The following is a 14961-nucleotide window of genomic DNA, read 5'->3' on the forward strand; positions in this document are numbered from 1 at the left end:
CCGTCAACAATCTCGACTGTACCTTGGTCACTCGGCACAGATGCCGAGTCAATCGACAGCTTATCGCCATCAATATCAGTGTCATTTGGCAGGACATCAATCGTCACTGGCGTGTCTTCGTCAGTAACAGCTGTATCATCTTTTGCCACTGGCGCATCATTGACTGGCGTCACATCGACGTTCACCGTGGTGGACTCTGATACCCCACCCGACGTAACGATGTAGGTGAAGCTGTCAGCCCCATGGTAGTTGTCATTCGGCGTGTAAGTGACGCTGCCATCCGGGTTGACCGAGACCGTGCCGTTGGCTGGACCGTTATTGGTATCCAGCGACACCACTTTGTCGTCGCCTTCGAACGTGTCGTTACCTAAAACCTTGATGATGGTTGGTGTGTCTTCCACAACCGTCGCACGGTCAGATTCAATATCTGCCACAGGCGCCACTGTGAAGTTCACCGTTTGGCTAACGCTTTCACCGCTTGGATCGGTGGCGGTAAAGGTTAGGGTTTCTGAGCCATTCCAGTCTGCGGTTGGAGTGAACGTAGCAATGCCATTGACGATCGCCACTTGAATGTTGCTATTACCAGAAACGCTAAACGTTAACTCACCATCGGCGTTATCCACATCACTGAAGGCCGTATTCAGATCGATGCTGTATGGCGTAAAATCTTCCGCCAAGGTTTGGTCTGCAATGTTGCTTTCAACCACAGGCGTGTCGTTCACCGCATTCACGGTGACGTTGACCGTCGCTTGGTCGGTCAGCGAACCATCGGTGACGGTGTAAGTGATTTCGGCGTCACCATTGAAGTTCTCAGCCGGTGTGAAGACCAACTTGCCGTCAACAATTTCAACTGTACCTTGGTCACTCGGCACAGACGCCGATTGGATAGACAGCGTATCGCCATCAATGTCAGTATCGTTTGGCAGGACATCAATCGTCACTGGCGTGTCTTCGTCAGTAATCGCCGTGTCATCTTTTGCCACTGGCGCATCGTTCACTGGTGTGACATCGACGTTCACCGTGGTGGATTCACTGACGCCCCCAGATGTGACGATGTAGGTGAAGCTGTCTGTGCCGTGGTAGTTGTCGTTTGGCGTGTAAGTGACGCTGCCGTCCGGGTTGACCGAGACCGTGCCATTGGCTGGACCGTTATTGGTATCCAGCGACACCACTTTGTCGTCGCCTTCAAACGTGTCGTTACCTAAGACCTTGATGATGGTTGGCGTGTCTTCCACGACCGTCGCTTTGTCTGCCACGATGTCCGCCACTGGCGCAACCGTAAAGTTCACCGTTTGGCTAACGCTTTCACCGCTTGGATCGGTAGCAGTAAAGGTCAATGCTTCAGAGCCGTTCCAGTCCGCAGTTGGAGTGAACGTAGCAATGCCATTGACGATCGCCACTTGAATGTTGCTGTTGCCAGAAACGCTGAAGCTCAGCTCGCCATCCACGTTATCTACATCGCTGAAAGCGGTATTCAGATCGATGCTGTATGGCGTGAAATCTTCCGCCAAGGTTTGGTCTGCAATGTTGCTTTCAACCACAGGCGTGTCGTTCACCGCATTCACGGTGACGTTGACCGTCGCTTGGTCGGTCAGCGAACCATCGGTGACGGTGTAAGTGATTTCGGCGTCACCATTGAAGTTCTCAGCCGGTGTGAAGACCAACTTGCCGTCAACAATTTCAACTGTACCTTGGTCACTCGGCACAGATGCCGATTGGATAGACAGCGTATCACCATCAATGTCGGTGTCGTTTGGCAGGACATCAATCGTTACTGAGCTATCTTCCTCTGTAATTGTTGTATCATTAGAGGCAATAGGCGCATCGTTAACTGAGTTTACTGTTACCGAAACTTGGGCTTCATCCTCTAACTCACCATCTGAGATGGTGTAGCTAATCGTTGCATTACCGTTGAAATTTTCAGCCGGAGTGAAAACAAGCTTACCATCGATAATCTCAACGATACCTTGCTCTTCTGGTACAGAAGCAGAGGTAATGATTAAATCATCACCTTCAATATCACTGTCGTTAGCGAGCACATCAATTACAACCTGGGAATCCTCGTCAGTTTGAATCGCATCATTAGTTGCTATTGGCGCGTCATTAACAGGCGTAATATCTAAGTTAGCAGTGCCATTAATAACACCGCCATCGTTATCAATAATGTCATAGGAGAATGACACTTCAGTGTCATCATCAGCCTCTGGAATGTAAGTCCAAGATCCATCGCTGTTATCAATTAAGGTGCCATTCCCACTCTCAATAGTGACGTTTGTAATGACAAGAGTATCGGCATCATCAATATTGACATTAGATAGTAATTCTTCAGTAGTTATCGTGATTGGATCGCTATCTTCCTCAACAGCGCTTAATGTCACTGGAGAATTAGTAAGTGGCTTACTTGAGCCATCCCCACTTGTCTCGATACCTGTTGTGAAGAAGTCATTTAAGGTCAACGCTTGTGTTTCAGATAAGCCGAGGGATTCTAGGCCAATAGTTTCAAAGTTTGTTGAGGCTAGCACTTCAGTACCATCTCGTACAATCGTGGCACTATTTTGCAAACTGGAGCCACTATTTTCACCCGCTGCAGGTGCGAGTTCTTCATCAATAGCAGAAGGGTCTTGACCTTGCTCAATAGCACTAATAATCTGTGCTACATCGTCTGAAATATCTTTTAAACCTTGCTCTTGAGCAAGCTGAATTTTCAGGTCTTGAGGCGCAGCATCTGTCATTGCCACTATCACTTCACCTGGTAGAGGCTGCTGTCCTTCTGCAAGGACTCTCAGCTGCCCATCCAAACCTATTACGACGACTTGATTACCGAGTGGCACTAATGCTGTACGATCCATATAAACCTTAACCCTAAATAACTGTCAAGTTTTTGACTAACAATACTAATTTGCTATATATTGCCCGAATATATAGTGCAATAACAGCAATTTGATGCTCAATAAAGTAATTATGTGTCATACATCAATAAGAATCCAGATGCATAAGTGTTTTATTTTATTAAAATCTGGACACACGTTCCTAGCTATTACCTTCATCTTTAATTTGAGATCTTAATTCAAGTTTCAGGCAGATTTAGTAGGTTGATTTATCAAAATTGAAACAAATGAACAGCGAATCAACAGGTTACTTCATCGCATATTAATGTTATTGTGCGCTAAATTATTGACGCCCTTATAAGTATTCCACTTATAAGCCCTATCACCTCGAGAATTTTTACCATTATCTAGGAGAATCACAGTGAAGTGGACTCGTGCCAACGCCTTTTGTATTGGTATGTTCACCGCTAGTCATGCTTTTGGGCAAACGCTAGAGCAAGCGGTTGAAAACACATTAAAAACCAATCCTGACATCAAAAGTGCGTTCAATGAATTCGTTAGCAAGCAGTATGTGAATGAAGCATCTGGTGGTGCTTACCTCCCATCCGTAGACTTAGATGCCGGTATCGGTTACGAAGGAATCAAACCCGCAGAGTCAGGGCGAGATTCAACCGATCTGACAAGAAAAGAAGCCACCGTGACACTAACCCAGCTAATATGGGATGGCTCAGCGACACTTAATGATATGGATCGAACAGCAGCTGATGCTGAATCGGTCCGTTATCAACTTCTAGCTGATGCCCAAGACACCGCTCTAGAAGTCGCGAAAGTTTATTTAGACTCAGTAAAAGCTTATGAAATTCTTACACTTTCCGAGAATAACTTGAAAGTGCATAAGAAGATCTATGAAGACATTAAAAAGCGAGTTAACTCAGGTATCGGTTCTACAGCAGACCTAACCCAGGTAGAGGCTCGTTTAGCAAAGGCTCACGGTAACTTGGTGGCAGCTCAGAACAACTTATATGACAGCCACACCACCTTTACACGCCTTGTCGGACAGTCACCACAAGGATTGATTTTCCCAAGAGCGGACCAAAACTTTATTCCCTACACCATCGATGAAGCGATTGACTTGGCATTCGAGTCACATCCAGTAATCAAAATTTCGGTAGCTGATGTGGACTCTGCAAAGTTCCAATACAAGCAATCTAAGGGAACTTACTACCCAACGATATCGGTAGAAGCGGCTCAAACATGGCGTGATGATGCAAGCGGTATCGAAGGAAGCAGCGAAGAGACAACAGCAATGTTACGTATGCGTTACAACCTCTTTAACGGTGGTAGTGACGTAGCCAACGCTGAAAGTTTTGCCTACCAACTAAATAAAGCAAAAGACCTAAGAGAACGTGCATACCGCCAAGTAGAAGAAGGTCTTCGTCTATCTTGGAGTGCGTTAGATTTAACACTTCAACAAAAAGAGTTCCTAGCGGATCACGTAGATTCGGCCTCTGAAACTGTCATCGCCTACGAAAAGCAGTATCGCATTGGAAAACGCACTCTGCTGGACTTGTTAAATACTGAAAACGAACTTTTCGAAGCAAGAAAGAACTACTTGGATGCTCGATACTCAGAGCAGTACGCCAAGTACCGCGTTATGAACGCGACTGGCCAATTGTTAAATGCCTTGCGTGTCGATGTACCTACAGAATGGAATGAAAAGGTGGAGTACTGATCATGAAACCAGTGAAGATTCTATTTGCATTGGGTATGCTCGCCATCACTCAACACGTTGTTGCTGAAGACGAATATGAGTATCGTCCTGTACCAAATGCAGAACAAATAGCAGATTTGCAAGATGACGACAACGATGGTGTCATCAATGCTCGAGATATGTGTCCAGGTACACCTGAAGGCTCAGAGGTCGACAACGACGGTTGTGGAGAATACATTAAAGCATCAGATAACATGCAAGTGCGGATACTTTTTGCTAACGACTCTGATGAGATCAATCCAGTCTTCAGAAGACAAGTCCGAGAGCTTTCCGACTTTTTAAAAGAGTACCCTACTACTTCGATAGAGCTGCACGGCTATGCTAGTAAAGTTGGTGGTTCAAAGCATAACCAAGATCTTTCTGAAAGACGAGCACGCAATGTCCGTGAAGCCCTACTAAGCTACGACATCGAACCGAGTAGAGTCCGCATTGTTGGTTTTGGTGACACTCACTTAGCACAGCAAGGGACCGATGAAGTCAGCCATGCTTTAAATCGTCGAGTAACCGCATCAGTCGTTGGTTACAAAGGCGAGATAAAAAGAGAGTGGACAATATTCACAACTCTTCCAGAAAGGTAAAGTACCTGTTTTTGTTTGCTCTGCAAGCATAAAGCAAACAAAAACGAGTGAATACTTAACCTCAGAAAAGGAGCTTCGGCTCCTTTATTTTTACTCATTTCGACAACCGTATTATGCTTTAGGAATCGGCACTTTAGTGTTACTCTAGCCACGTCATAACAACGAGAGTTTTGAAATGAGCAAACTTACATCAGATATCCAAGCGAACCTTGACCTTTTTGTTGCAGAAACGAAAGAAAACCAATTGGTTTGGGGTTTACGCAATGAAGAAGGTTGGCTATCTTGCGATTCAACTGAATTCGAAAACAGCGAAGTCATGCCTTTCTGGTCTTCTAAAGAAGATGCAGAAGCACATAATGTTGAAGAATGGGCAGATTTTACTGTACTAGAAATCCCATTAGATATCTTTGTTGAAGATTGGCTTTTGACTCTTGCTGAAGATGGTGTTCTTGTTGGAACTAACTGGAACGATCAGTTAGAAGGCAAAGAAATGGAGCCTCAAGATCTAGCAAAGCTTTACATTGATTAAAGATTTCTGACCTCAACTTTATGTTGAGGTCTTTCTTTTTATGCCTCTTCTTTCAATATCTCGACCAAGTGCATAGTTTTACTACTCTTTTTCTTAGTACACCCAACTTAATCACAACGCTGATGCGTTAAAAGCGCTATGATAACTCAACTTTAAAGGCACCTTAAATTAAAGGCTCGTTTAAACATGCGCGTGCTCTATCCTTTGCTTGCGTCACTTTTGCTCACTCCAGTATATGCAAGCGACACTCAAGATATTGAACCAAACCAAAATATCACACAGTGGCACTCTGTCTACCAAACCACACTACGAAGCAACCCTGAGTCGGCATTGAGCATGCTTCAAGATCGCTACCATACAGCGAAATCGGACAGCGAAAAGCTCTACGTAAGTGGATTGATTTATGAATATATGTCAAACATAAATCAGCCTTACTACGGCAGCAGTCAAGTCTTAGACAACCATTTTTCTCAATTAGAATCAGAATATATTCTTGCCTTAAATGAACGTAAGCATGGTAGTTACGAGGCCTCAGTAGATAGCTTTTCTTCTTTGCGACAGACAATGAAGAAAATATCCGATTCCGAAGGCAAGGCTCTGATGAACTATCAACTTTGTTATACGCTGAATCAACAAGGTCGTTATCACAAAGCAAACTTTTATTGCTCATCCTTAGAGAGCCACTTAAATCATAAGCATCAAGAAAACTTCCCTGTTGATCTTGCTTTGCGCGTGGTAGCAAATAACTACAATTACCGCGGTGACTATGAAAAAGCCTTAAGTTTGTATCGACAGTTGATGGCCAACATGTCGACGCAAAGCGATCCTTCAGGGATTTACAATGACGTCGGCAATTTACTTGCAGAGCTGGGGCAATTTGAACAATCAGAGCAATATCTCATTCAAGCCTTACTGGTTCGCCAAGATGAAGGGACACCTCTTGAAGTTGCGCAAGTCGAACATAGTCTAGGAGCGATGTACAGAAAATCCAAAGAACTCGATAAGTCCATCAGCCACTACAAAAATGCATTAACGATTCTCGAACAACTTCATTACCCATACGGGCAAGGGTTGACCTATTTAGGGTTATCTGCTGCTTTGGCCGATTCTGGGCAATTGGATACCGCGGTAGATTACATTGGAAGAGCATTAAACATTGCCCAAACTTATGAGAATACGCACCTTGAAACAGAGGGTCATTTGGCTGCTGGATTGGCATATTTAAAGAACCATACACCCGAAAAATCGATTGAACACAGTACAATAGCGTTAAGATTAGCGGTAAAAAACGCTAGGCCCTTATTGCAAGCGCAAGCCCAATTACTCCTCTCAAAAGCATACCAAGCTCAAAATGATTACAAAAAGGCGCTGGAGCATCACAAGGCCTACTCGACGATTGAACTAACGAACCGAGACGCGAGTAATATCAAGGCGTTAGAGGCACTAGATCTCACTAAAAAAGAGTATGAATATGATCTACAAGTCGCGCAGTTGAACAACGAAACTCTTCTAAGTCAGTACCAGTTTGAAAAACTCACAGACCAACAACGCACTTATAATTTTGTTGTTTTCTGTTTATTGGTTCTCCTCGCTCTGGCATTGATGGTTCAGCGACAAACACGCTTAAAAGCCAAAATAGACAGCTTAACGTGTGCATTAAACAGAGCGGCAATTATAGAGACGATTAAAAGCCAAACCTCCAAAGCTGAAGGAGACTTCCGCTACGTTCTAGCATTAATCGATCTAGATGACTTTAAGGCGATTAATGATCAGTATGGTCATCCGACTGGCGACTTAGTACTACAACAGGTATGCAAAGCGCTTAAAGCTAAACTTAATAAGGGAGATTACTTGGGTCGTTTAGGTGGAGAAGAGTTTATCTTGCTATTGAAAAACGTCGATGAGATTGACGTTCCCTTTAGAATACAAAGTCTGCATAAAACAATTTCAGAAAAGAGTGTACATTCGCTTAATAACCATCAATTGAATATATCTGCGAGTCTGGCCTATCTATCAACCTCAATGCCACTCACCAACTTTGATGAGCTCTATTCGATATTAGACCAAGCGTTATACAATGCTAAGAAGCAAGGAAAAAACTCCCTTGTGGACGCATACAACGAGCCGATCAGTTTAAGTGCTGAGTATATTCTCTAATAAAGCCAAACCACCAGCGTAGTGGTTTGTTATAGGTGGAAGCATCAGTAAGCCATTCAGATGCAACACCATCATCAAGGAGTCTTTGTGCCCAAGGCAAGAAAAAACATTCAGTCTCTAGAGCGAGGTTTTCTAATCCTCGAGTTGCTCTCGATGAGTGAGTCTCCCCTATCATTACAGACGATCAGTAATGCGATCCAGTTAAATAAGACGACTGTTCACGGGTTACTTGCGACTCTACACTCTCTTGGATATGTATCCAAACACAACCATAGCTACAGCCTAGGGTTTAGATGCTATGAACTGTCTAAGCCGATTGAACAAAAAAACGAAGCTATCCGACAACATTTTGTTCCATTGCTGAAAAAAATGGCCCAAATGACTAACAACACTGCTTACCTCGCTGTACAAAGTGGCGCTAAAGAGTACTTGTATATCGATGCTATAGAGCAGGATAACCCTCTTACTATCCGTAGCCCGAGAGGGAAACGAGAAGGACTCACAACATCTGCGATCGGCAAGGTTTTTCTTAGTTTTGATGATGAGCTTCGCCGAACATTGCGCCTTGAAAGCCAAATATCCCCGACGTTAGAAACTGAACTTAATCAGGTTGTATTATCAGGTTACGCACTCGATTTAGAAGAGGCAGAGCCAAACCTCAATTGCTTAGCGATCCCCCTTTACTTGGATGGTAAGGTCGTTGCTGTTGCAGGTGTCAGCGGTGCTGCCTCCGAACTGACGGTCACTAGGCTAAAACACTTTGCCAGCATCTTTCTCAAATTTTAAGATTTGACAATGTCGAATCCTAGGCCATTTTTATACTGTTTTGATTACATGCTTATACGTCGCCTCTAATATGGTCGTTGTTCAACTCAACAACGTAGGAGAAGCGATGTCTACTGTATTAATCACCGGCGCTAACCGTGGCTTAGGCTTGCAATTTGTCCGCCACTACCTTGGAAAAGGTTGGCAAGTTATCGCAACTTGTCGTTCACCAGAAAATGCTAAGCAGCTCAATGAACTAGTAACCCAATCTAATCAACTTCAACTGATGGCTCTAGACGTCACTAACCAACAAGATATCGATCAGTTAGCCACTCAATTAGCGGATCGTCCGCTCGATCATTTAATTCTGAATGCAGGTGTATTAGGCGAAGAGTGTGCAACGCTTGGCGAAATGACCCAGAAAAAATGGCTAGAAGTACTAAACATAAATACCGTCGCACCTGCCCTGCTAATTCAAGCCCTACAAGACAACGTTGCGAAAAGTCAGCACAAAACCATCGTGGGAATCTCAACCCGAGTTGCGAGTTTAAGCGATAACAGTTCAGGTAACATGTACAGTTATCGAGCATCTAAAGCAGCGCTTAATCAGGTTCTAGTATCAGCAGCACGCAACCTCGAATCGCAAGGAGTAAAAACTGTCGCAGTTCATCCCGGCTGGGTAAAAACCGATATGGGCGGTGAGGACGCAACCTTTTCTGCCGAGGAAAGTGTTGCAGGCATTGTTTCGGTCGCAGAACAGCTAACACTTGAGCAATCCGGAAGCTTCCGCGTATTTGATGGCTCTACAATCGAATGGTAACTGTTCTCTAAATGACGTCTCCCGGCCAAATTGAAGGCCGGGAGAATACAGTAAACCAATAGGCCAAAAAGATAAAAGCTCGCACTATCGTCAGACAAGCGAGCCGTTATCGTCTATGGTGTTTTACTACCGTCAAACGCTGAGGAAGTCAGCGATTGCAGAGGTGTCATTTAGGCAATGATTTCCCGTGAAACTCACTCAATCATCCCACTCAGGCGCTAGCCCTTCAGGGTTTACTTCGCGGCCATTTCTTTCCAACGCATCTATCTTTGCAATCGCCTCTTCACTCAGATTAAGTTCAAGTGCTTTCAGGTTACTTGCTAAATTCTCTCGTTTAGTTGAAGACGGGATCACCGCGTAACCTTTTGACAAAGCCCAAGCAAGCACGACTTGAGCTGGCGTGGCCTGATAGTCCTCAGCAATACCTGCAATAGTTGGGTCCCCAAGTACTTTCCCATATGCCAAGGTCATGTAAGACGTTACCTGAATATCGTTTTCCTGCATGAAGCTGACCAACTTACGATTTTGCAAATAAGGGCTAAGCTCGATTTGGTTAGTAACAATATTCTCTTTACCGACCACTTCTATCGCTTGTTGCAACAAGTCAATATTAAAGTTGGATACGCCAATATTACGGGTTAACCCTTGCGATTTAGCTTCAAGTAATGAAGCCATGTATTCGTTCAAGTTATTGTTATTGCCAGGCCAATGGATCAAGGTCAAATCCACATAATCTGTATTTAGCTTTTCTAAGCTCTCTTTTAGACTTGGAATGAGTTGTTCCGTGTTCATGTTATCAACCCAGATCTTGGTCGTAATGAATAGCTCATCACGTGCAATACCGGACTGTGTCAATACTTCACCGATTTCTGCCTCATTACCGTAAATCTGTGCAGTATCAATTACGCGGTAACCCACTTCTAACGCATTACGGACTGAATCCTTAACTACTTCACCCTCTAAACGAAACGTGCCGACGCCAAATGATGGTACTTTCATCTAAATCTCCTGAATTATCGATTTTATAGTTGATTCGAAGCAAAACTTTACGCCGCAAGAAACTTTCCGTAAAGTTAACAATACTCAAATCTAATTTGAAATATATTCAACAATGAAAGCTACTCTAGATGAAATGCGCACCTTTATGGCCGTGGTCGATACGGGTTCAATCAGCTCTGCGGCTGAACTGTTATCGATGACCGTCTCGGCGGTGAGTCGATCGGTATCTCGGCTAGAAGCCAAACTCGAAACGACCTTGTTAAATCGCACAACCCGTAAGTTAGATGTTACTAATGAAGGAACGATATACCTCGATAAAGTCAGACATATTGTAGAAGCAGTAGAGAATGCCGAAGCACAACTGAAAAGCCAGAAATATAAGCCTTCTGGCCTCCTACGAATAAACGCAGCTACCCCGTTCTTACTGCACGTACTAACGCCGCACATTGCTAAATATCAGAGCTTCTATCCAGAAGTCGAAATCGATCTCAATTCCAATGAGGAAAATATTAGCCTTTTGGGAACAAAAACCGATATTGCTTTTCGTATCGGTGAGCTACAAAACTCAACCATGCGCGCGATATTTCTTGGTAAAAGTCGGATTCGAATCGTCGCGAGTCCAGAGTATTTAAGACAACATGGTACTCCAACCTCAATAGATCAGTTACTCAATCACAAGCTACTTGGATTCAACAAGCCGGAGTATCTTAAGGAATGGCCGATCATGGATGATAAGAACAAACTTCTGCGTATTATGAGTAGCCTAAGATCTGATAATGGCGAGACGCTAAGATGTTTAGCCTTACATGGTGCGGGGATAGCTTGCCTGTCTGACTTTATGACCTACTCTGACCGACAAGCTGGTCGCTTAGTGGGCGTGCTTAGTGAACACACGCATAATGTCGAACAGCCCGTTCATGCGGTGTATTACAAAAATGCCAGTACCTCACGCCGGATCAGCTCTTTTATTGACTTCATCAAGCAAGAAATCAAGGTAGAGAACCACCAGTTCCTTTAAAGACCACCGCTGTTTGTGGCAAAACACTTTTGTCTTTTTGCCGCTTTTTCTCACAACAAAAATCTCATAGTGTCCTGAATATCAGGGAGGCACCTTGCCTCCTAGTACTCAAAGTAATAGTCAGGCTTCATAATGCATAAAGATTTAAGTAACAGATTCACCATCGGGGTTGAGCTCCCCCTAGATAATGACTGGACCCAAGAAGGCCAGAAAAAACGCCTGCTCCAACGAAAACCGTTCGGCGTACCAGACATGAGTGCACATAAACAGCGTATTATGTTAGCCGATAAGTTAGGCTTTAACGTAGCGTGGGTGAGAGATGTCCCGTTGTACGACCCTAACTTTGGAGACGCGGCACAAATTTATGAACCGTTCAGTTATCTTGGCTATCTCTCTGCGTGCACCGACAACATTCTACTAGGGACAGCAGCGATAGTATTACCGTTAAGACAACCTTGGCTAGTGAAAAAAGCCGCTGCGACCATCAACGAGTTAAGTGGTGACCGCCTGATACTCGGTGTGGCTAGTGGAGACCGCCCTAGTGAATATCCCGTTTTTAATGCCAACTTTGACAGCCGTGGCTCAGCTTTTCGAGAAAGTGTAGAGATTTTGAAAGATACGCAAAATGATAAGCTGGGTAACGATCTACAGTTATTACCCGAGTTTGCTGATATTCCTATCTATGTCGCAGGGTTAGCGCAGCAAAGTCCACAATGGATAGGAGAAAACCTAGACGGCTGGCTCGCCTACCCAGGCACACCTGATGATCATGAACACCGCGTTGCACTTTGGCGCTCCGTAGCGGGAAACAAACCCTACGCCAGCTTTATTCATCTTGATTTAGTCGATAACCCAAATGCACCAGTCGTTCGGCATCATTTTGGTATCCAGGCCGGAGTCAATGGCTTGAGCGATGAGCTAGAAAAAATGCAAGAAGCAGGAGTCAATCACATCGGGTTGCATTTCCGTCGTAATAGCCAACCAATTGATAAATCAATGGAACAGATCGCTCAGTACGTGTTGCCACGCTTTAACTAAGAGCAAATAAAAATATGTGCCACCTTACTAAGGGGTGGCACGCTAGGCTTAGCAGTTGGAAAAACAAAAGCTGCAATAACGACAAAACTCTTTTGTTAAAACAACAATAATAGTGTTATTTTAAAGTAAGTCTTGGTTGAATAAAGTCGATGAACGCGGAAATACGCTTAGAGACTGAAGAAGATTTGTAGAACACAGCATTGACCTGTTCTCGTCCAGTATTTGTGATTTTTTCCGATTCAAACAATGCCACTAACCGTCCAGAATCAAGATCATCTTTCACCATAAAGCCAGATAAACATGCAATGCCGTTCCCTGCCAGCACTAACTGTCTAACCGTTTCACCACTGCTGGATAGGATATCAGGCTCTATCATCTCAAACCCTCGTAATGGCCACTGATTTAACACTTTAGCGCCAGAAAAACCGATCAAGTTATGACTGCGCAAATCGCTCACCGCTTCAGGGAAACCTCGTTTAGATAAATAACCAGGCGTGGCAACGATAAATAGTGGGCTTGTTCCTAAAGGTTTAGCATGCAGTGTTGAATCCGATAATCGTCCAATACGTATCGCCACATCGGTTCTTTTTTCCAATAGATCCACAAAACCCTCATTAGAGGTAAGATCGAGTTGAATATCAGGATAAGCCTCTTTAAATGGCTGAATTAACGGCACGAGTTGATGTAAAACAAATGGGCTAGCGGCATCAACTCTTAAGCGCCCCTTGGGTAATTCACCTCGTGTAATGATCTCTTCTTCAGCTTGCTGTATTTGTAGTAAACCTAAGCGAACCGCTTCAACAAACTGATGCCCTTCCTCAGTAACTTCCACTCTGCGTGTCGTGCGATTCAGCAAGGTTACCCCCAGCTGTGATTCAACTTTACTAACCGCACGAGATACCCTAGCGACTTGAATACCTAGTGCATCAGCAGCGGAAGAAAATCCACCACTATCCACAACTGCCATAAGAATCTCTAATTCATCTGATCGGGTTAACATTTCATCCCCTTTCTTAACTGCGCACTTCCATCATTTATAACAAAAGTATTTTGTAATAAACACCATTTTTCGCAACGAATAACTCTTTAATAATACACGACATGGAAACGGGCTATTCGTTTATCCATTCATATTCAATGATTATAAGAGAGAGTTGTTATGCCTTTAGCTTTACTTGCATTGACGCTGAGCGCCTTTGCTATTGGAACCACGGAGTTTGTAATTGTCGGTCTGATACCGACTATGGCCTCCGACCTCAACGTATCATTACCTTCAGCGGGTCTTTTAGTTAGCCTGTACGCACTTGGTGTTGCGGTTGGTGCTCCCGTTTTAACAGCGCTGACTGGTAACTGGAAAAGAAAGTACGTTCTGCTTTCTGTTATGGCACTGTTTGTTCTTGGCAATCTGTTAGCCTGGCAAGCACCTGGATACAACACACTAGTTACAGCAAGGATACTGACCGGGCTTGCACACGGTGTGTTCTTTTCGATCGGCTCGACTATCGCCACTGGCCTAGTGTCAAAAGAAAAAGCCGCTAGCGCAATTGCTATTATGTTTACCGGTCTGACCGTAGCTCTAGTGACGGGCGTGCCACTTGGCACCTGGATTGGCCAGACATTTGGTTGGCAGGCAACCTTCCTAATCGTCGCGATCCTTGGAATCATCGCACTGATAGGAAGCGCTCTGCTAGTGCCGAGTAATCTGAAACAACCACCAGCAACCAAGCTGTCATCGCAAGTAAAAGTCTTGACTCAGCCTCGTCTACTTTTGGTGTACGCAATCACCGCGCTCGGTTACGGTGGTACGTTCACTGCCTTCACTTACTTGGCTCCTATTTTGGAAGAAGTATCGGGGTTTGGCTCTAGCGCTATCAGCCTAATTATGTTGGTTTATGGTTTATCAGTCGCATTCGGCAACATCTGGGGCGGAAAGATGGCCGACTCTATGGGGCCAATCAAAGCTCTGACAGCCATTTTCTCGGGCCTAATTGTGGTATTGCTCGTGTTTAGTGTCACAGCATTTAATCCAATTTCTGCAGTAGTGACCATTCTTGTCTGGGGTGCGTTTGCCTTTGGTAACGTTCCAGGGCTTCAAGTTTATGTTGTCAAACTAGCAGAGAAATATTCACCTGATGCAGTCGACGTCGCTTCTGGTCTCAACATTGCTGCATTTAACGTAGGTATTGCACTGGGTTCTTGGGGTGGTGGCCTTATCGTGGCCAATGCTGGGCTGATGCACACACCTTGGATTGGCGCGATCGTAGTATTAGGTGCTCTACTACTAACCCGTTTCAGCGGAATGCTAGACAAGCGTGGAGAGCAGCCCGCAACGGCACACTGATTCACGTTCCAAATCGATAAAAATCACTTAAGTTAGCCCGGCATTACGTCGGGCTTTCAATACAGAGTTTAAATACACCATTGACTGAGGTAGAAAGTTTATTCTACCCTTAAGTAA

The 14961-nt window shown here is 44.4% G+C and carries 12 protein-coding genes; 9 read left to right on the forward strand and 3 right to left on the reverse strand.

Annotation, left to right across the window (positions count from 1 at the left end; translation table 11 throughout):
- On the reverse strand, positions 1–2849 hold a 2849-nt coding region (locus R7P74_RS16890; RefSeq protein ID WP_318122986.1), incomplete at its 3' end, for a tandem-95 repeat protein.
- Positions 2850–3249: 400 nt separating this feature from the next.
- Between R7P74_RS16890 and R7P74_RS16895 the strand changes: the two genes are divergently transcribed.
- The 6 genes from R7P74_RS16895 (at position 3250) to R7P74_RS16920 (ending at position 9448) form a co-directional block, all read left to right on the forward strand.
- Positions 3250–4560, forward strand: coding sequence for a TolC family outer membrane protein (locus R7P74_RS16895; protein WP_017635971.1), 1311 nt, complete (start codon positions 3250–3252; stop codon positions 4558–4560).
- A gap of 2 nt (positions 4561–4562) precedes the next feature.
- Positions 4563–5177 (forward strand): OmpA family protein, encoded by a 615-nt coding sequence (locus tag R7P74_RS16900; protein ID WP_005377354.1) that lies wholly within the window; start codon positions 4563–4565, stop codon positions 5175–5177.
- Between the two features lie 175 nt (positions 5178–5352).
- A complete protein-coding gene (locus R7P74_RS16905) occupies positions 5353–5706 on the forward strand; it encodes a DUF2750 domain-containing protein (RefSeq protein WP_005377352.1) in 354 nt (117 codons plus the stop codon).
- 186 nt (positions 5707–5892) lie between these two features.
- On the forward strand, positions 5893–7863 hold the full coding sequence (locus R7P74_RS16910) for a tetratricopeptide repeat-containing diguanylate cyclase (protein ID WP_042523725.1): 1971 nt from the start codon (positions 5893–5895) through the stop codon (positions 7861–7863).
- Between the two features lie 87 nt (positions 7864–7950).
- Positions 7951–8649: an IclR family transcriptional regulator gene (locus R7P74_RS16915; protein WP_017821666.1), complete on the forward strand. Its 699-nt coding sequence runs from the start codon at positions 7951–7953 to the stop codon at positions 8647–8649.
- A 106-nt stretch (positions 8650–8755) separates the two neighbouring features.
- Positions 8756–9448 carry an SDR family oxidoreductase gene (locus R7P74_RS16920; RefSeq protein ID WP_318122987.1) on the forward strand — a complete coding sequence of 231 codons (693 nt, stop codon included), beginning with the start codon at positions 8756–8758 and terminating at the stop codon, positions 9446–9448.
- Positions 9449–9646: 198 nt separating this feature from the next.
- Here R7P74_RS16920 and dkgB read toward each other — a convergent pair whose 3' ends face one another.
- Positions 9647–10447 (reverse strand): 2,5-didehydrogluconate reductase DkgB, encoded by an 801-nt coding sequence (dkgB, locus tag R7P74_RS16925; RefSeq protein WP_225474025.1) that lies wholly within the window; start codon positions 10445–10447, stop codon positions 9647–9649.
- 112 nt (positions 10448–10559) lie between these two features.
- Here dkgB and R7P74_RS16930 point away from each other — a divergent pair, with 112 nt between their 5' ends.
- Complete coding sequence (locus R7P74_RS16930; RefSeq protein ID WP_225474023.1) at positions 10560–11465, forward strand: LysR family transcriptional regulator; 906 nt, start codon at positions 10560–10562, stop codon at positions 11463–11465.
- 132 nt (positions 11466–11597) lie between these two features.
- Complete coding sequence (locus R7P74_RS16935; RefSeq protein WP_086046771.1) at positions 11598–12503, forward strand: TIGR03571 family LLM class oxidoreductase; 906 nt, start codon at positions 11598–11600, stop codon at positions 12501–12503.
- Positions 12504–12618: 115 nt separating this feature from the next.
- Here the strand turns inward: R7P74_RS16935 and R7P74_RS16940 are convergent, their stop codons facing one another.
- A complete protein-coding gene (locus tag R7P74_RS16940; RefSeq protein ID WP_005377338.1) occupies positions 12619–13503 on the reverse strand; it encodes a LysR family transcriptional regulator in 885 nt (294 codons plus the stop codon).
- Positions 13504–13662: 159 nt separating this feature from the next.
- On the opposite strand from R7P74_RS16940, the gene R7P74_RS16945 reads away from it, so the two are divergent.
- The gene (locus R7P74_RS16945) at positions 13663–14844 is read left to right on the forward strand and encodes an MFS transporter (protein WP_318122988.1); all 1182 of its coding nucleotides are present in this window, start codon (positions 13663–13665) and stop codon (positions 14842–14844) included.
- Positions 14845–14961: the final 117 nt, after the last annotated feature.

It is taken from the genome of Vibrio sp. 2033, assembly GCF_033339735.1.